Source organism: Burkholderia sp. YIM B11467, assembly GCF_052952715.1.
In genome coordinates this window covers 453,030-471,636 of sequence record NZ_JBQVSQ010000006.1, presented here as the reverse complement: position 1 = coordinate 471,636, position 18,607 = coordinate 453,030, and the positions used below count along the sequence as shown (strand labels likewise).

Genomic DNA, 18,607 nt, shown 5'->3' with positions numbered 1-18,607 from the left:
CGGCCCGCCACTCCCTTCCGCTGACGTCAGAAATCCGTCGTCATCGACAGCCACACCGAGCGCGGATCGCCCTGCGTCAGATACCCGCCGATCGTCGACGACCAGTACGACTTGTTCGCGACGTTGCGCACGTTCGCGCGGAACGTCGTCTTCCTGCCGAACAGTTCCGTCGCGTAGCGCGCGCCGAGGTCGACGCGGTCCCACGCCTGGATCGACATCGTGTTCGCGACGTCCAGATACTGCGGCCCCGTGTGGATCCAGCGCGCGGTCAGCGTGAGGCCGTGCAGCATCGGCACGTCGTATTCGGCGCCCGCGTTGAACAGGAACGACGGCACGCCGATCGGCCGGTTGCCGTCGTTGGCGCCGCCCGCGGTGTTCTGCAGCGTTGCATTGAGGTAGGTCGCGCCCGCGATCAGCCGCACGCCTTTCCACGGTTCGCCGTACAGGGCCGTCTCGATGCCGCGGTGGCGCTGCGTGCCATTGGCGCCGAACAGGTTCGATGCCGGATCGGTGTACGCCATCGGCTTCTCGATCTGGAACAGCGCGAGCGACGCGCCGTACTTGTCGGTGTCGTAGCGGAGGCCGGCTTCGTATTGCTTCGAGCGGAACGGCGACAGCGCCTGGCCCGCGTTGCGCGCGGTGCTCGGCGCGGTCTCGCCCCGAGCGAGCGCCTCGCTGCGGTTCGCGAAGATCGACACGTTACGCCACGGCTTCACGACGAGACCGAATACCGGCGTCGTGATCGCGTCGCTGTAGGTCGCGGTGGCCGCGCCCGTGTAGCTGAAGTCGTCGACCGAGATCGACTGGCGGCGCGCGCCGATCGTGAAGAGCACGCGGTCGTCGAGGAAGCCGAGCGTGTCGGATACGGCGAAGCTGCGCAGCCAGGTCCTGGTGACCGTGCCCGGATCGTCCATGTTGCCGCCCGCGAAGGCGGTCGGCGGGAAGGCGACCGGCGCCGGATCGTAGAGCGTCGTCGGGAACGCGTTCGACATCGTGTATGCGGACTGGCTGTCGATGCGGATGAACGACGCGCCGGCCGTCACGAAGTGCGACACGGGGCCGGTCGTGAAGCGGCCGCGCACGCCGGCCTCGGTCGACTGCGCATCCTCCTTGTGCGGCACGCTCAGGCGCGAGCCGGTCGTGCCGGACGACGAGTAGGTCGGCGTGTAGTAGTCGCCGTGCTCGTTCGTATGACGCGCGCCGGCCGACACATAGGCCGTCCACGCGGGCAGGAAATCGTATTCGGCGCGCACGATCCCGACCGTGTCCTCGAGCTCGCTGAAGCTCCACGGCTGCGCATAGTTGTGGGTCGCGGACGGCACGGCCGGCAACTGGTTGCCGCTGATCAGCACGATGGGGCGGCCGTTGTCGATGCGCTGTCGCTGATACAGGAAGTCGCCGTACAGGCGCAGCTTGTTGCCGCGCCAGTCGAGCGATACGGCTGTCACGTTGCTGCGGCGGCGCTCGTCGTCGACGGCCGTGTCGCCGCCGCGGATCGACTGGTTCACGCGCACGCCGAACTGGCCTTCGCTGCCGAAGCGGCGCCCGATGTCGACATGCGTGCCGAACGAGCCGGACACCTCGCCGTCGACGGTGACGCGCGTGAGCGGCTTGTCGTCCGCGCGCTTCAACTGCAGGTTCACGCCGCCGCCGACCGCCGAGCCGTTCGGCGACGCGCCGTTCAGGAACGCATTCGCGCCCTTGAACACGTCGACCCGTTCGACCGCGTCGGTTTCGACGAGCTGCCGCGGCGTGACGCCGTACAGGCCGTTCAGCGATACGTCGTCACCGGCAAGCTGGAAGCCGCGGATGACGAACACCTGCGAAAAGTTGCCGTACCCGGACGCGCTGCGCACGGCCGGATCGTTGTCGAGCACGTCGGCGAGCGTGCGCGCCTGCTGATCCTCGATCAGTTTCGACGTGTAGGTGGTCATGCTGAACGGCACGTCGCTCGCCTTCTGCCGGCCGAGCACGCCGAAATCCGCGCCGCGCGCGACCTGGCCGCCCGCGAAGGTCGGCGCGAGGTCGCCGGGCAGCGGCTCGGCGGCGCCGGTCACGTTGATCGACGGCAGCACGGCGCCGTCGGGCGAAGCGCTGACGCTGGCGCCGGGGGCGGGCTGCTGGGCACGCGCGGCGGCAGGGAGCGTGCAGGCGAGCGCAATGCCGAATGCAATCGGCGTGAGACGCCGGACGGGTATCGAAAGTGTCGACATGGGACGCAAATCGGAGGTAGTCGGTGATCCATCCCAGGGCGGCAAGTCGGAATCCGGGCGGCGTGACGCGTCCGTGCTGTCGCGGACGTGTTTTTATCGAGCGGCGGAGTCTAACGTAAACGAGAATGATTGTCGTTTACAAAAATATGGCGTCACTATCTGGGATGGCGGGCGATCGCCGTGCACGATCGGCACTGCCCAGCCGCCGAGCGGCATCGGGACGAGCGTGCGATCATTGGCCGTTCACATTCGTCGTAGCAAACCGGGCGCGCCGGTTGCGGCCCGCACGGGCGAGATCGACGATGCCATCCGTTCGCACGGCCGCTTTCAGAAGGAACGCCACGCCATGTCGCTCTCCGCGTTGCTCGCATTTGCCCTGATCCTGTCCGTCGGCGTCGCGACGCCCGGCCCGACGGTGTTGCTCGCGATGAGCAACGGTTCACGCTACGGATTGCGTCACGCGATGGTCGGCATGCTCGGCGCCGTCACGGCCGACGTCGTGCTCGTCGCACTGGTCGGGCTCGGCCTCGGCGTGCTGCTCGACGCATCCGAAACGGCGTTCGTGACGCTGAAGCTGCTCGGCGCGGCGTGGCTCGCGTATGTCGGCATCCGGATGCTGATGTCGAGCGGCCGGTCCGCCGTGGCCGAGGAACTCGAGCCCCCGACACCCGATCGCCGGACCGCCTTCCTGAAGAGTTTTTTCGTCGCGATGAGCAACCCGAAGTACTACTTGTTCATGTCCGCGCTGCTGCCGCAGTTCGTCGACCGGTCGCACGCGATCGCGCCGCAATACGCGATCCTCGCGGCGACGATCGTCGCGATCGACCTCATCGGGATGACCGGCTACGCGCTGCTTGGCGTGCATTCGGTGCGGGTGTGGAAAGCGGCGGGGGAGAAGTGGCTGAACCGCGTCAGCGGGTCGCTGCTGCTGATGCTCGCGGGGTACGTCGCGCTGTATCGCAAGGCCGCGAACTGACGCGGCGATGAAGCCGGTCGAGCGCTTTACGCTCGAAACGCACGACGGTCCGTACGAAGCGTGGCCGTCACGCACGCATGTGCTCGTGGACGACGTGCGTTGCGGCCTCGCCATTTCCGGCTTCGTGCTGCTGCGCCAGTTCGAAACGCCGGCCGCCTATCTGCTCGTCACCGACTACGACTGCCCGTTCGAGGAGGCCGTCACCTTCACGCTCGTGTCGAAGGATCCGCTGAAGGTGTGCGCGCAACGCACGGTCGGCGCGATGTATGCGTCGTGCCATCTGGATGACATCACATGGGCCGACGTCCGGCATTTCAGCGCGACGTTCGTGGGCATCGACGGACGATGGGACTTCACGATTCGTGACCGCTCCGTGCCGTTCGTCCTGCCTCGGCTCGGCATGAATCGCGTGCAGGATCGATAGCGCGCGATCGGCGATCGCGAGCCTCTCGGCCGCCCATGCGCGGTGTCTGAAATGCGCCAATACCGGCGATTTCATTTTTCTTTCGTATTGATCAGACATGTAAGTTTGGATGCGTCCGAACCTTACGCGGCCAACGCGCATGGCGGCATGAGTGACGACGGGCTGGCATCGTGGTCACGCGCTTCATTACAAAATGAATGGCAATTGAAAGAATTGCGTCGCTTGACGTAATGCGGCCGTGCCATTTATTGTCCGTCTGCCGCCCGTGAGAGAGCACGGCGGTTATCGCGGATGCGTGCCTCGCGCGCACGACAACACGTAGCAAAAAGCAGAAAAGGAAACGTGGTAGCCACATGAAGCCGCTATTCGACGACAAGAAATCCGATGCGGTCAGCGATCGTCCTTCCACCCCGTCTTTGTCACCCGTCGCAGTGCCTGCCGCCGCCATCGTGCCGGCAGCGCGGCCGATGGAGAACGCGCGCCTGATCACCGTCGACGAGATCGACCAGCTCGGCGCGACGCAGGGCACGCGGATCGCCGCCTTCTCGCAGCAGATTCTCGCAAGCGTCCGCGCGTCGGATGCCGACCAGTTCGGCGACAAGCTCAACGAACTGATCGCGACCGCGAAGGGGCTCGACCCGCGCGGCGCCGACAAGGGCGGGCTGCTCACGCAGGTCACGCGGCTGTTCCGCTCGACCAAGGAGAAGCTGCTGTCGCAATACGAGTCGGTGAGCAAGCGGATGGACACGCTCGTCGTCGAGCTCGAGAGCCACGCGCAGCGCCAGAAGGCCGGCATCGACGAACTCGAGCGGATGTACAACGACAACTACGCGCTGCACCAGGATCTCGCGCAGTCGAAGGCGCACGGCGAAACGGCGCTCGCGACGCTGCGCGCGCATCTCGCGGCCGGCCAGCAGCAGGTGGACGACGCGTTCGGCGCGCAACGCCTGCTCGACGTGAAGCGCAAGGTTGACGCGCTCGAAAGCAAGCTCGACGACCTCGACCGCGCGATGCTGATGTCGAAGCAGCTCGCGCCGCAGATCCGGATGGAGCAGGACCAGAAACGCACGCTGACGTCGAAGTTCATGACGATCAAGACCGTGCTGATCCCCGCGTGGACCAACGCGTTCGCGCTCTACCTCGAGCAGCTCAGTACGAAGCGCGCGGCGGCGCTCGCGAACGCGACGTACGACGCGGCCGACGAGGCGATTCGCGCGCAGGCCGACCTGAACCGCCAGAACGCGCAGGAAGTCGCGAAGCTCGGCCAGCGCCCGGTGATTTCGACCGACACGTTCGAATACGCGCAGCAGCAGCTGTTCGGCGCGTTCGACGACATCACGCAGATCATCGCCGACGGCAAGCGCCAGCGCGACCAGGACGCACCGCGCCTGCGCCAGCTCGAACAGGACCTGATCACCCGATTCGCTCCGAAGCACTCTTGAGGAACACCGCATGATTACGCTTGAGAAACGCGCGGCGAAGGTCGCGATCGTCCTCGAAAAACGCCAGATCCTGAAGCCGCCCGTCGTGCGCGTCGGCGCGGCGCTCGACATCTCGGGCTCCGCGAAGCCGCTGTATCAGTCGGGCGTGATCCAGGACACGCACGACCGGATCCTCGGCATCGCGCTGAAGTTCGACGACAACGGCGAAGTCGACACGTGGACCTTCACCGAAGGCTACGACCGCCTGCCGACCGCGACGCCGGACAACTACGGCTCGTACATTTCCGATCACGTGCTCGAAGCCCGGATCGACAAGTGGGGCGGCACGCAGTACGCGCCGGTGATGAACGACATCGTCGACTTCTTCTTCCGCGCGCCGGAGCCGCAGCCGCAGCGCGAAGCGAAGCGCGGCTTCCTGAGCCGGCTGTTCGGCGGCGCGGACGAAGCGCCCGCGCCGGCCGCATCCGCACCGGTGAACGGCCATCTGCCCGCCTGGGTACTGTTCGTCACCGACGGCCAGAACCCGAAGAACGACCGCAAGCGCGTGCGCCAGCTGCTGGCCGAGTCGCAGCACTTCCCGCTGTACTGGTCGCTGGTCGGCGTCGGCGATCCGAGCGAATTCGGCTTCCTCGCGGAAGTCGCGGACGAAATGCCGAACGTCGGCTTCCTGCATCTCGAATCGCTCGACGTCAGCGACGAACAGATCTACGAACAACTGATCACGCAGGAATTCTGCGACTGGGTGCGCGCGAAGTAAGCGCGGCCCGCACGCCTCTTTTCCAGAACTCGATATCCCCATCATGTTGAAAGACTTCAAGATCCCGCTGTCGCTCACGGTGCTCGCGCTGGTCGCGGCCTATCTCCTCGGCGGCGTGAAGGACATGCTGATCGTCGCGGTCCTGTCCGTGCTCGAAATCTCGCTGTCGCTCGACAACGCGGTCGTCAACGCCTCCGTGCTGAAGAACTGGTCCGAGAAGTGGCGCAACCGCTTCATGGTGTTCGGCCTGCCGGTCGCGGTGTTCGGCATGCGTCTCGTGTTCCCGCTGCTGATCGTCGCGGTGATCGGCCACATCGGCCTGTGGGACGCGCTGACGCTCGCGATCGAATCGCCCGAGAAGTACGCGGCGGTGCTGACGTCCGCGCATCACCAGGTGTCGGCGTTCGGCGGCGCGTTCCTGCTGATGGTGTTCTTCAAGTTCATGCTCGACACCGAGAAGGACGAGCACTGGATCGGCTTCCTCGAAGGCCCGATGCGCCATCTTGGCCGCATCACGGCGCTGGAAGTGGCGCTGACGCTCGCGATCGTGATCGTCGCGTCGTTCTACGTACCGGCGGCCGAGCAGGTCAGCTTCCTGCTCGCGGGCGCGTTCGGCGTGATCGGCTTCGTGATCGCGCACGGCGTGGGCGACCTGGTCGGCGGCGGGGAGACGGGCACGCGCGTGGTGCGCGAAGGCGTTGCGGGTTTCATGTATCTCGAAGTGCTCGATTCGTCGTTCAGCTTCGACGGCGTGATCGGCGCGTTCGCGCTGTCGAACAACATCTTCCTGATCGCGCTCGGCCTGGGCGTCGGCGCGGCCTATATCCGGGAGATGACGCTCGTGCTGCTGAAGAAGGGCACGCTCGCGCAATATCGCTTTCTCGAACACGGCGCGTTCTGGGCGATCGGTGCGCTCGCAACGATCATGTTCCTCGGCGTGAAGTTCGAGGTGCCCGAGGTCGTCACGGGCCTGATCGGCGCGGCGATGATCGCGGCGGCCGTGTGGTCGTCGATCGTCGTGCAACGCAGGGAAGACCGGACCGCGGTGGCGAGCGAGTAACGCGCGCGGCACGGACACCATCAACGAGGGGCCGCGCAGGGCGGCCTGGCATGACCGCCGGCGCAACGGCGGTTCCAGCAGAAGAGGTTCAGATGATCAATTTGTCGAAAGGCGGTCGCGTCAACCTGTCGAAGGAAGCGCCCGGCACGCAGAAATTCCGCATCGGTCTCGGTTGGGACGCGAACTCGACGGACACGGGCACGGATTTCGATCTCGACGTGTCGGTGTTCCTGTGCAAGTACGACGCGCAGAGCAATCCGAAGCTGATCTCGGATCAGCACTTCGTGTTCTACAACAGCGAAGTGCGTACGATGGAGCGCAAGGAAACCTTCATCCAGCCGGGCGACGATTTCCCGAAGCGCGGGATGCCCGCGTCGAAGTGCATGGGCGTTGTGCATAGCGGCGACAACCGCACGGGCAGCGGCGACGGCGACGACGAAGTGATCTTCATCGACATGACGAAGCTCGCGGCCGATATCGAGGAAATCTCGGTGGTCGTCACGATCGACCAGGCCGAAGCGCGCCGCCAGAATTTCGGCCAGGTTCGCAACAGCTATATCCAGATCGCCGACGAGGTGTCGGGCGCGGTGATCGCGAAGTACGCGCTCGAGGAAGACTTCTCGATGGAGACGTCGGTGCAGGTCGGCAGCTTCTATCGCCGCGACGGTCACTTCATGTTCAAGGCAGTGGGCGCCGGCTACAACCGCGGCCTCGGCGACTTCGTGCGCGCCTATGGCGGCGCGGTCTGACTGGCCGCAGCTCGGCGTGCGGGACACCGCCGCGCCGGGCAGGATGCAGCGATGACGAATCCGTCCGACGAGCCGCAGCGGCTCGAGTTCGATACGACGCCCGAGCGCACGCCCGGGCGTCTTGCGTTCGACGTGCCGCCTGCGGGCGGCGCGCCGGCCGCGCGTGTGCCCGAGCGAGCGGCGCCGCAGGCGCTCGACTTCGGGCCGGCGGCTGACAAGGCCGAACGCGCGGCGCGGGCCGATGCGCTCGGCCGTGCGCTGTTCGGCGATTCGAATCACCCGCAGCTCGACGCGTGCTTCCGCGCCGCGCAAGCCAGCTTCCCGAATCTCTATCCCGACTACGCGCCGCGTATCGAGCGGCACATCCGGCAACTGGTGCCGCTCAAGCTCGCGACGGTCGCGACGATCGGCGACGGCGCGCTGGAGACGGCGGGCAACCTTGTCGAAGCCGTCGCGGCGACGACGCGCGAATTCAACGAACTCGGCGCGGCCGACATGATGGCCGGGATGCTCGCGCAGGCGACGCGCAAGGCCGGCATGTTCGAACGCTGGTTCGGCGGGGCGTCGGGCCATGTCGACTATCGCGCGGCACTCGGCGCGCTCAAGCAGTCGCTCGGTTTCTTCCCGCGCCGAACCGAGGAACTCGCCGCGAAGGTCCGTCATGCGGAAGAAAACCTCGTGGTCGTGCTCGCGGCGCTGAGCGCGGTGGCGGACGTCGTGCACGTGCCGGACGACGCGGGTGTCGAGCGCACGCTGTTCGACCGCCGCAACATCGTCGGGCAGGCCGTCCAGCAGATCCGGATGCAACCCGCGCAACTGCGCGGGCTCGACGAACGCGTGTCCGACCTGCTGTCGCGCGCCGACCACCTGATGAACGTCGTGCTGCCCGCTGCGCTGGCGGCGCGGCCGCAGCGCTGAGCGAACGGTACGAACCCGGGTGCTGCGGCGCGCGGGTTCGTTGCCTTGAGCGCATCGCGTCACGCCATTTCTCGCACGCCGGCACGACTCTGCTATCTTCCCGGGCATCTCATCGCTTTCCCACCGCTTCCCCATGACTGACCGCATCGTCGCCGCATTCGATTTCGACGGCACCATCACGACTACCGACAGCTTCCGCCATTTCGTCCGCTACGCGGTCGGCACGCCGCGTTTCGCATGGGCCGGGCTGCGCGCACTGCCTTGGATCGTCGCGATGAAGGCCGGGCTGCTGTCGCGCGGCGACGCGAAAGCGAAGTTCGCGTCGTTCGCGTTCGGGCCGATCCGCGAGGATGCGCTCGACGCGCAGGCGCGCACGTTCGTCGACACGTACCTGCCGCGCTTCGTGCGTCCGGAAATGCTCGAGCGCATTCGCGAGCATCAGGCGCGCGGGCATGAAGTCGTGCTGGTCAGCGCGTCGCCGTCGCTGTATCTGGAGAAGTGGGCGAAGACGGCCGGCTTCGATGCGGTGCTCGCAACGCGGCTTGCGTTCGAGCGTGGCACGTTCGCCGGGCGGCTCGACGGCGAGAACTGCTGGGGGCCGCAGAAGGTCGTGCGGCTGCGTGGGTGGTGGGGCAACCGGCCGCCGAAGCAGTTGTTCGCGTATGGCGACAGCCGCGGCGACAAGGAAATGGCCGAGCTCGCGAACTGGTCGTGGATCCGCGGGCAGGGGGCGATGCCGCCGATCGGCGATTGATGGACCGCGGTGGCGCGGCGCAGCGCGCCGCCGGACGCCCGCGTTACGCGTCGGCCTGCATGCGGCGCTCGCCGCGCGGCGAGCGATAGGCACCCCAGCGATTCGCGCGCGCGAACGTGCCGACGTCGTTGAAGCGCACGCCCACTTCACGCAGTGCCGCATGCGCGGTGCGCGCGGTCAGCTGCCGGATGTAGAACGGATCGCGCACCACGAAGTGATGGATCGCGTGCGTGCTGCCGAAATTGAAGCAGAACAGCTGGAACGGCAGCATCCACCACGGGTTGAGCACCTGGGTCTGCTGGATCACGTTGCGCGAATCGATGTCGCCAAAGTAATGCATGTTCGAGCTGACGAAGTTGATGCAGAAGCTGCGCACGAAGTTCGGCCCGAGCCACACCACCGCGAGAAAATCGACGACGTTCATCGCGCGCTCGACGAGAGCTGGCACCGTCACCGCGTAGCCGAACGCATGAAGCGCGAACAGGCCGACGTGATAGACGATGAACGCGTGCCACAGCGCGTAATACACGTGACCGACCGGCATGTATGACGACACCTGCTCGACACGCAGCTGCACGCGTTCGGCCGCATCCTGCACCGGCTGCGCGGCGACGTACTGCTTCACCTTGCGGCGCATCGCGGCCGGCCGCAGCACGACGGCCAGCATGCCGTCCGCGATCATCAGCAGGCGCTTCACGCCCCAGCGCTCGCCGTTGGTGATGCCGAATTCCTCGAGATCCGATTCGCCGCCCGACACCTTGTGGTGATGCAGGTGCATGCGCCGCCGCGTCCACGGGTTGATCGTGCCGGGCCGCGTGAGCCAGCACAGCGCCATCATCAGGTGATAGGCCCACGGCGTCTTCTTGAAGTACATCAGGTGGATCAGGTCGTGCTCGAGCTCGTGGATCAGCGACGTGACGAACGCGGCGAGCGGCAGCGCGACGTACCACGCGATCGCGCCGCGCGCATACAGCCACGCGATCGCGAGCATCGCGGCGACCGACGCGGCCATCACGGTCGCGCCGACCAGGTTCTGGTTGTCGAGCAGCGGAAAGCGCGCGCGGATCGCGTCGCTCGCGGCGTTGACCTCGCGGCGGACGTACGCGACCTTGTCCGCGTCGTGGCGAAATGCGGTTCGTGCGGGTTGGCTCATCGACCGGAATCCGTGCGGAAAGAGTGGGGCGTTATGCCGATGTGACAAGCATAGGCGCGCGCCGGACCGCACGCGAGGGCCGCGGGTGCCAATGGTGGTGTCATTTCGGGCCATGCTGGCCGACGCACGGGCGCACGATGCGGAACCGCGCGGCTAGAGTGCCGCCGTGGTGTCATTGCGGGCCAGCGACGCTACAATCCGCCGAAACCGCTCCGGAGTCCGCCGCATGGTCCTGTCCGTCCCGGATGCCGCGCGCCAGCTGAACAAGGCGACGGTGTCGTCCGCGTATGCGCTGTTCATGCTGATGCTGGCCGAGGAGCGCGGCATCGACGGCGGCCGCATACTCGCGGGCTCGGGCGTCGAGCGCGAGCGGCTCGCGCAACCCGATGCACGCATCACGCCGCTGCAACAGGCGGCGATCGTGTTCAACCTGCTCGACGCGACGGACGACCCGTCGATCGCGATCGAGATCGGCCTGCGCAGCAGCCTGACGAAAGCGGGACTGATCGGCTTCGGGCTGATGAGCTGCGCGACGCTCGGCGAGGCGATCGCGCTCGGCATCCGCTATCTGCCGACGCGCGTGCCGTTTTTCTCGGTGCGGCTCGCGCAGCTCGACGGAATCGTCGACATCGACGTGCTCGAAGCATTTCCGCTTGGCCGGCTGCGCCAGTTCGCGGTCGAGAACTTCCTGGTCGAGACCGCGATCCTGTTCAATTCGCTGCTGTATCCGGCGCAGGGGAGCACGCTGCAGTCGCGCGCCGAACTCCACTTCGAATGGCCCGAGCCGCCGTGGTTCGAGCGTTATCGCGCGCGGTTGCCGCGCTGCCATTTCGACGCGAGCGCGAACCGCATCCGTTGCGACGCCGCGCTGCTCGACGAGCCGATCGGCACCGCGAACGCGCAGACCGCGCAGATGATCGTCCAGCAGTGCGAGGCCGAACTCGCGCGGCTCGGTTATGCGGAGAGCATCGTCGAGCGCGTGCGCAATCTGCTGATCTGCGGCGATGGCGGTTATCCGTCGGTTGACGACATCGCGCGCGAACTGCATGTGTCGGCGCGCACGCTCAAGCGCAAGCTCGCGGAGTACGGCGCGACCTATTCGACGCTGCTCGACGAGATCCGGCTGCGCGACGCGCTGCGGCTGCTCGAGGGCACGCGCCTGCCGGTCGACGAGATCGCGGCGCGCGTCGGTTATACGGACCGCGCCAATTTCACGCGCGCGTTCAAGCGCTGGACGGGCGTTGCGCCGAGCGAGCGGCGCTGAACGCGGGAAGGCACCGGCCTTCGCGGCGCGCCTGCCGGATCCCGCGCAGGCGCGGCATCGTCAGACGATCGCGACCCAGTTCGCGCCGCGGCCGCCCGGCACGCGTGCGTGCAGCGACAGCGCGCCGTCGTCCGGCGCGATCGCATACACCGACACGTGTTCCGACTGTTCGCCGCATGCGACGAGCCAGCGCCCCGACGGATCGATCGCGAAACCGCGCGGCTGCGTCTCGGTGGCGGTCGCGTGCGCGGGTTCGAACGTGTTGTCGGCGGTGCGGCGATAGCAGAGCAGCCGGCTTGACGTGCGTTCGCTGACATACGCGAAACGCTCGTCGAGCGTCAGATGGAGATCGGCGGCCCACACGGACGGGTCGGCGGGCGCGGGTGGTCGCGCGTGACCTTGCGCGAGTTCGGCGACGGCCGGGTGGGGTGCGCTCACATGCGCATCGCTGAGCCGGCCGCTGTCGGGATCGCGCGCGAACGTCGCGAGCGTGCCCTGGAATTCGCTGACGACGACAAGCGCGCGGCCGTCGCTCGCGAAGCGCAGGTGACGCGGGCCGAAGCCGGCCGGCACGCGCGTTTCGCCGTGTTCGAGCGCGCGCAGGCCGGCCGCGTCCTCGACGAGCGTGAAGCTGAACACGCGGTCCGAGCCCAGCGAGCTGACGTACGCGAAACGGTTGTCGGGCGACACGATCACCGCGTGCGCGTTCGCAATGCCGCCGGCTACCTGCAGCGGTGTGCCGTCGCCGTCGCGCACGCGCGCGGCGTCATAGAGGCTCAGCGAATTGCCGCCGTACGACGCGCCGAGCAGCCAGCGGCCGCTGCGGTCGAGCGACAGGTACGCGTGGCTCGCGTCGATCGCGGTCGTGCCGATGCGCGCGAGCGCGCCCGTGGCCGGGACGACCCGGAACGCGACGATCGTCGGCTGTTCGCCGCGCGTCGCGACGTAAAGCCTTGCGCGGTCGGCCTGCACGGCGATCGGCATCGCGACGTCGGCGGCCGGATAGCGGGCGAGCGGCGCGAGCGTGCCGTCGGCCGCGAGGGAGAACGTGGCGAGGTCGGCGTCGGCGGCATTCGAGACGACGACGGTCAGGCGGTCAGTGTTCGGCATGGCGGAGCATCGAAGCGTTGGTGAAGGACGCGTCGGCCGGCAGGCCGCGCGGCGGATCGTTGCGCCGGTGCGTGCGCGCGAACAGCGCGGCGACCGCGGCGACGAGGGACGCGATCGCGAGCGCATACAGCCCGCCCGTGATCGAACCCGTATGTTGCTTCAGATAGCCGAAGGCCGTCGGCGCGACGAAACCGCCGAGGTTGCCGACCGAGTTGATCAGCGCGATCACGGCTGCGGCCACGCGTGTGTCGAGATACCCCTGCGGGATCGGCCAGAACAGCGACGACGCGGCCTTGAAGCCAAGCGCGGCGAAGCAGATCGACGCGAACGACCACACCGGATCGTGCGACGTCGACGCGAACAGCCCGCACGCGGCGAGCACGAGCGCGAACGCGAGCCAGCGCTGCGGATGCTTCCACTTCGACGACAGCACCGCGAAGCCGTACATCGCGCCGATCGCGATCATCCACGGAATCGTGTTGTAGAGGCCGACCTGGAAATCGGTGAGGCCGCCCATCTTGCGGATGATCGTCGGCAGCCAGAACGTGGCCGCGTAGATCGTCAGCTGGATCGAGAAGTACAGGAAGCAGAACAGCATGATCTGCGGATCGCGCAGCAGCGCGGTGGTGCGTACGGGAACGTTCGAGCGCAGGTCGCGCGCCGCGCGTTCCGCGTCGAGCGCGTGTTCGAGCGCCGCGCGTTCTTCGGCCGTGAGCCACGTCGCGTCGCGGATATGCGATTTCAGCAGCAGCCAGCTCGCGCCGCACAGCGCGACGGAGAACAACCCTTCGATCAGGAACATCCACTGCCAGCCTTCGAGGCCGAAGCCGCGGATCGACAGCAGCGCGCCCGTGACGGGCCCGGACAGCACCGACGCGAACGCCGAGCCGCCGAGGAAGATCGCCATCGCCTTGCCGCGCTCCTGCGGCGGCAGCCATTGCGACAGGTACAGCACGACGCCGGGGAAGAAGCCGGCCTCGGCCACGCCGAGCAGGAAGCGCAATGCGTAGAACGACGTGTCGTTCCACACGAACGCCATCGCGGCCGCGACGATGCCCCACGTCGCCATGATCCGCGCGAGCCACACGCGTGCGCCGTAGCGCTGCATCAGCAGGTTGGACGGCACTTCGAACAGCGCGTAGCCGACGAAGAACAGCCCGGCGCCGAGCCCGTACGCGGCCGCGCCGATCCCGATCGACGCTTCCAGGTGGCGATCGACGAAGCCGACGTTCACGCGGTCGATGTAGTTCGCGATGAACATGATCAGCACGAGCGGCAGCACGTGCCATTTCACTTTCGAGACGGCGGACGCGAGCGGGTCGCGTCCGGGCAGGGCGGGCGAGGGCGGGTTCAAGGGTGTCTCCGGTCGGGCGGCGGCGGACGGGGCTGCAATCCGCGTCGGCATCTGGGTGGCGATCGATGTAGTATGTCGTCGTATGACATGGTACGCCTGAGTACCGGTAAAGACGTCGCGGGTTTACCCGGAAATTATGCAAATATTGGGGAATATCACGAGGCTGATGCTCGATTTAGTCATGTCTGATGACGTATGACATGAATTGAGATAACGTCGATCGCCGGACGCCCGGTCGCCGCCCGCTAGGCCATCGACACGACGCTGTTGAGCAGCGTCTTCACGAGCACGGCCTGCCGCGTCGCGCCCGTTTTCGCGAAGATGCCGCGCAGGTGCGCGCGGGCGGTGTTCTTCGTGATGCCCGTCGCGGCGGCCGCTTCGTCGAGCGTCAGCCCGTCGACGAGCAGCAGCGCGATTTCGGTTTCCATCGGCGTGAGCCGGAACAGCCGGTGCAGCATGTCGCGCGACGTCTGTGGCGACGATGCCGGATCGCGGACGAATACCGCGACGGCCGGCCGGTGCTGGCGGTCCTCGGCGCCGCGGTACGGCGCGAGCGGGCGCAGCAGCACGCTCAACGGCATCGCACCGCCGGGGCGCGACAGCGTGGTGGCTTCGATGCGCGCGAGCGCGCCCGCGCGGAAATGCTCGAGCGCGGCCTGCAGCGCCTTCTGCAGCCGGCGCTCGTCGAGCGGGCACGATGCGTGAAGCCGTTCCTGGCGCACGCACAGCCCGTCCTGCTGCTCGATCAGCCGCTCCGCGATGCGGTTGCGCTTGATCACGCGGCCGTCCTCGTCGACGATCGCGGTGCCGACATCGAGCCGGTCGACGGTGCCCGCGTACAGCGCGCGTTCGGCATCGAGCACGTCGAGCGCCGCGTGCAGCTCGACCGCCCGCTGCAGGTGCGGCAGCAGCGTCGCGACCTGCGCGCGCTCGGCCGCGTCGAAATCGCGCCCGCCGTGCGCACGGCTCACGAAGAACGCGCATTCGACGCCGCGTTCGCCGCGCAGGTTCGCGCCGAGGATGTAGCGCAGGTCGAGCGGCTGCAGGTACTGCCGGTAGAAGTCGTGCGTGCGCCACGTGGTTTCGCCGAACAGCCGGTCGGCGGTGAAGACCTGGCCGGGCGGGTGGTCGAGAAACGGGCACAGCGCGTAGAACTGCTCGCTGTACGACGGCTCGCCGGGCAGCAGCGGCCCGTGCGTCGATGCGTTGATGATGAGCCCGTGCCGTGAACCACCCGGATTGCGCAGCACGAGCGTCGTGAAGCTCGCGTCGAGCTGTACGCGGATCGCTTCGAGAAAACCGGCCCACGGCGTGGCTTCCGACGGCCCCTGATAGACGAGCCCGAGCCACGCGCTGAGTTCGCGCGCCGTCCACGCGGCGTCGTCGAAACCGTCGTGCGCGGCCGTATCGTCGGGTGTCAGCGCGATCCGCATGCTCGTGTTCTCCTTGGTCCGGATGAAGTGTTCCCGGACCAGCATACCGGCCGGCCGGCGGCCCGCGTCATCCGAACAGAGTAGACGACGCGGGCAGGCGGGCAACCTGCCCGCGGCGCTTACGCGGTGCGCTGGCGCAGCAGGTACGCGACGATGCGGTCCGCCGCCGCTTCCGGCGACTCGGCCACCGTGTCGACGCGCAGCTCGGGCTGCGCGGGCGGCTCGTACGGCGAGTCGATGCCCGTGAAGTGCTTCAGCTCGCCGCGCCGCGCCTTCTTGTACAGGCCCTTCGGATCGCGTTCCTCGGCGATCGCGAGCGGCGTGTCGACGAACACCTCGACGAACTCGTCGGGGCCGACGAGTGCACGCGCCATGTCGCGCTCCGCGCGGAACGGCGAGATGAACGACACGAGCGTGATGAGCCCCGCGTCGAGCATCAGCCGCGCGACTTCGGCGACGCGCCGGATGTTCTCCACGCGATCGGCCTCGGTGAAGCCGAGATCGCGATTGAGCCCGTGGCGCACGTTGTCGCCGTCGAGCAGGTACGTGTGCCTGCCGAGCGCGTGGAGCCGTTTCTCGACGAGGTTCGCGATCGTCGACTTGCCGGCGCCCGACAGCCCCGTCAGCCACACGATGCGCGGCGTCTGCGCCTTCTGCTCGGCGCGCGCGGCGCGATCGACGTCGACGGCCTGCCAGTGCACGTTGTGCGCGCGGCGCAGCGCGAAGTGCAGCATCCCGGCGCCGACCGTGTCGTTGGTGAAGCGGTCGATCACGATGAAGCCGCCCGTATGGCGGTTCCGGTCGTACGGATCGAACGCGACGGGCCGGTCGAAGCTCAGGTTGCACACGCCTATCTCGTTGAGAGCGAGCGTGCGCGCGGCGAGATGTTCGCGCGTGTTCACGTCGATCTTGTATTTCGGCGTCGCGCTGGTCGCGCCGACCGTCTGCGTGCCGAGCTTCACGAGATACGGGCGGCCGGGCAGCAGCGGCTCGTCGTGCATCCACACGAGCGTCGCCTCGAACTGGTCGGCCACTTCAGGCGGCGCGTCCGCGCGCGCGATCAGATCGCCGCGGCTGATGTCGATCTCGTCGGCGAGCGTGAGCGTCACCGCGTCGCCGGCGCGCGCGATGTCGCTTTCGCCGCTTTGCGTGATCACCGACGCGACGCGGCTCTCCTTGCCGGAGGGCAGCACGCGCACGCGTTCGCCGACGCGGATCTCGCCCGATGCGATGCTGCCCGCGTAGCCGCGGAAGTTCAGGTGCGGGCGGTTGACCCACTGCACCGGCAGCCGGAACGGCTCGTCGCGCGTCACGCGTGCGGCGAGCGGCAGGGTGTCGAGATGCTGCATCAGCGTCGGGCCCGCGTACCACGGCATGCGCGTACTCGGCACGATCACGTTGTCGCCGCGCAGCGCCGACATCGGAATGCTGACGATCTCCGACAGCCCGAGCTCGGCCGCGAACGCGCGATAGTCGGCGTCGATGCGCTCGAACACGGCCGGGTCGTAGTCGACGAGATCCATCTTGTTGATCGCGAGCACGACGCGCTTGATGCCGATCAGCGCGACGAGATGGCTGTGGCGGCGCGTCTGCGTGAGCACGCCCTTGCGCGCGTCGATCAGGATGACGGCCAGATCGGCGGTCGACGCGCCGGTGATCATGTTGCGCGTGTACTGCTCGTGGCCGGGCGTGTCGGCGACGATGAACTTGCGTCGCGCGGTCGCGAAGAAACGGTACGCGACGTCGATCGTGATGCCTTGCTCGCGTTCGGCCGACAGGCCGTCGACGAGCAACGCGAAATCGAGTTCGCCGCCTTGCGTGCCGACCTTCTTCGAATCGGCCTCGAGCTGCGTGAGCTGGTCGTCGAACAGCATGTTCGACTCGTAGAGCAGGCGGCCGATCAACGTGCTCTTGCCGTCGTCGACGCTGCCGCACGTGATGAAGCGCAGCAGGTCCTGAGTTTGTGCATCGTCGCTGGCGGATGCGGTAGCGGTGGGGCGCGCGAGCGTGTCGGGCGCGGTGAGAACGTGTGCCATCAGAAATATCCCTCCTGTTTCTTCTTTTCCATCGAACCGGCCGAATCGCTGTCGATCAGGCGCCCCTGGCGTTCGGACGTGCGCGTCTCGCGCATCTCCTGCAGGATGTCGTCGAGCGATGTCGCATCGCTGTCGATCGCGCCCGTCAGCGGATAACAGCCGAGCGTGCGGAAACGCACCTTGCGCATCTGCGGCACCTCGCCTTCGCGCAACGGCAGGCGTTCGTCGTCGACCATGATCAGCGCGCCGTCGCGTTCGACGACGGGCCGCTCCTTCGCGAAGTAGAGCGGCACGATCGGGATGTCGTGAAGCTGGATGTATTGCCAGATGTCGAGCTCGGTCCAGTTCGAGATCGGGAACACCCGAAGGGTTTCACCCTTGCGCTTGCGCGCGTTGTACAGCGACCAGAGTTCGGGACGCTGGCGCTTCGGGTCCCAGCGATGCTGTTCCGAGCGCAGCGACACGATGCGTTCCTTCGCGCGCGATTTCTCCTCGTCGCGGCGCGCGCCGCCGAACGCGGCGTCGAAGCCGTAGTGATCGAGCGCCTGCTTGAGCCCCTGCGTCTTCCACATGTCGGTGTGCACGGCCGAGCCATGCGTGAACGGATTGATGTCGTTCGCGAGGCCGTCGGGGTTGATGTGCACGCGCAGGTCGAGGCCGAGGCGTTCGACCGTCTCGTCGCGAAACGCGATCATCTCGCGGAACTTCCACGTCGTATCGACGTGCAGCAGCGGAAAGGGCGGCTTCGCCGGGTAGAACGCCTTCATCGCGAGATGCAGCATGACCGAGCTGTCCTTGCCGATCGAATACAGCATCACCGGGTTCTCGCTCTCCGCGACCACCTCGCGCATGATGTGGATGCTTTCGGCCTCCAGTCGCTCCAAGTGGGTCAACATCGTTCGTCTCCTTGTTTCATGACGGCGCCGCGCGACATGTGCGGCGTTTCGTGCATGACACCAACGGT

16 protein-coding genes are annotated in these 18,607 nt (G+C 67.4%); 9 read left to right on the top strand and 7 right to left on the bottom strand.

Annotation, left to right across the window (positions count from 1 at the left end):
• Nucleotides 1–26: 26 nt before the first annotated feature.
• Complete coding sequence (locus tag ACTRWB_RS23095; RefSeq protein WP_446903300.1) at nucleotides 27–2,213, bottom strand: TonB-dependent receptor; 2,187 nt, start codon at nucleotides 2,211–2,213, stop codon at nucleotides 27–29.
• A 346-nt stretch (nucleotides 2,214–2,559) separates the two neighbouring features.
• Between ACTRWB_RS23095 and ACTRWB_RS23090 the strand changes: the two genes are divergently transcribed.
• The 8 genes from ACTRWB_RS23090 (at nucleotide 2,560) to ACTRWB_RS23055 (ending at nucleotide 9,293) form a co-directional block, all read left to right on the top strand.
• The gene (locus ACTRWB_RS23090; protein ID WP_446903299.1) at nucleotides 2,560–3,189 is read left to right on the top strand and encodes a LysE family translocator; all 630 of its coding nucleotides are present in this window, start codon (nucleotides 2,560–2,562) and stop codon (nucleotides 3,187–3,189) included.
• 7 nt (nucleotides 3,190–3,196) lie between these two features.
• Nucleotides 3,197–3,613 (top strand): hypothetical protein, encoded by a 417-nt coding sequence (locus tag ACTRWB_RS23085; RefSeq protein ID WP_446903298.1) that lies wholly within the window; start codon nucleotides 3,197–3,199, stop codon nucleotides 3,611–3,613.
• 353 nt (nucleotides 3,614–3,966) lie between these two features.
• Nucleotides 3,967–5,055 (top strand): toxic anion resistance protein, encoded by a 1,089-nt coding sequence (locus tag ACTRWB_RS23080; protein ID WP_446903297.1) that lies wholly within the window; start codon nucleotides 3,967–3,969, stop codon nucleotides 5,053–5,055.
• Nucleotides 5,056–5,065: 10 nt separating this feature from the next.
• Entirely contained in the window at nucleotides 5,066–5,812 is a 747-nt protein-coding gene (locus ACTRWB_RS23075) for a VWA domain-containing protein (protein ID WP_343494579.1), read from the top strand.
• Nucleotides 5,813–5,855: 43 nt separating this feature from the next.
• Nucleotides 5,856–6,872, top strand: a complete 1,017-nt coding sequence (locus ACTRWB_RS23070; RefSeq protein ID WP_048248870.1) for a DUF475 domain-containing protein — start codon at nucleotides 5,856–5,858, stop codon at nucleotides 6,870–6,872.
• Nucleotides 6,873–6,964: 92 nt separating this feature from the next.
• Nucleotides 6,965–7,621 carry a TerD family protein gene (locus ACTRWB_RS23065; RefSeq protein ID WP_129512557.1) on the top strand — a complete coding sequence of 219 codons (657 nt, stop codon included), beginning with the start codon at nucleotides 6,965–6,967 and terminating at the stop codon, nucleotides 7,619–7,621.
• Between the two features lie 51 nt (nucleotides 7,622–7,672).
• Entirely contained in the window at nucleotides 7,673–8,539 is an 867-nt protein-coding gene (locus tag ACTRWB_RS23060) for a hypothetical protein (protein WP_446903296.1), read from the top strand.
• A gap of 133 nt (nucleotides 8,540–8,672) precedes the next feature.
• Nucleotides 8,673–9,293: an HAD family hydrolase gene (locus ACTRWB_RS23055; protein ID WP_048248867.1), complete on the top strand. Its 621-nt coding sequence runs from the start codon at nucleotides 8,673–8,675 to the stop codon at nucleotides 9,291–9,293.
• Nucleotides 9,294–9,336: 43 nt separating this feature from the next.
• On the opposite strand, the gene ACTRWB_RS23050 is transcribed toward ACTRWB_RS23055, so the two are convergent.
• Nucleotides 9,337–10,446, bottom strand: coding sequence for a fatty acid desaturase (locus ACTRWB_RS23050; protein WP_193098728.1), 1,110 nt, complete (start codon nucleotides 10,444–10,446; stop codon nucleotides 9,337–9,339).
• Between the two features lie 226 nt (nucleotides 10,447–10,672).
• Between ACTRWB_RS23050 and ACTRWB_RS23045 the strand changes: the two genes are divergently transcribed.
• Entirely contained in the window at nucleotides 10,673–11,710 is a 1,038-nt protein-coding gene (locus tag ACTRWB_RS23045) for an AraC family transcriptional regulator (RefSeq protein ID WP_343494584.1), read from the top strand.
• Nucleotides 11,711–11,770: 60 nt separating this feature from the next.
• Here the strand turns inward: ACTRWB_RS23045 and ACTRWB_RS23040 are convergent, their stop codons facing one another.
• The 5 genes from ACTRWB_RS23040 to cysD all read right to left on the bottom strand — a co-directional run bounded on the left by ACTRWB_RS23040 (nucleotide 11,771) and on the right by cysD (nucleotide 18,539).
• Nucleotides 11,771–12,820, bottom strand: coding sequence for a lactonase family protein (locus ACTRWB_RS23040; RefSeq protein WP_446903295.1), 1,050 nt, complete (start codon nucleotides 12,818–12,820; stop codon nucleotides 11,771–11,773).
• Entirely contained in the window at nucleotides 12,807–14,174 is a 1,368-nt protein-coding gene (locus ACTRWB_RS23035) for an MFS transporter (RefSeq protein ID WP_446903294.1), read from the bottom strand. Before ACTRWB_RS23035 ends, ACTRWB_RS23040 begins: the two co-directional genes overlap by 14 nt.
• Nucleotides 14,175–14,419: 245 nt before the next feature.
• A complete protein-coding gene (locus tag ACTRWB_RS23030) occupies nucleotides 14,420–15,607 on the bottom strand; it encodes a helix-turn-helix transcriptional regulator (RefSeq protein ID WP_446903317.1) in 1,188 nt (395 codons plus the stop codon).
• 119 nt (nucleotides 15,608–15,726) lie between these two features.
• Nucleotides 15,727–17,643 carry a sulfate adenylyltransferase subunit CysN gene (cysN, locus tag ACTRWB_RS23025; RefSeq protein WP_446903293.1) on the bottom strand — a complete coding sequence of 639 codons (1,917 nt, stop codon included), beginning with the start codon at nucleotides 17,641–17,643 and terminating at the stop codon, nucleotides 15,727–15,729.
• Nucleotides 17,643–18,539, bottom strand: coding sequence for a sulfate adenylyltransferase subunit CysD (cysD, locus tag ACTRWB_RS23020; protein WP_446903292.1), 897 nt, complete (start codon nucleotides 18,537–18,539; stop codon nucleotides 17,643–17,645). Before cysD ends, cysN begins: the two co-directional genes overlap by 1 nt.
• Between the last annotated feature and the right edge of the window lie 68 nt (nucleotides 18,540–18,607).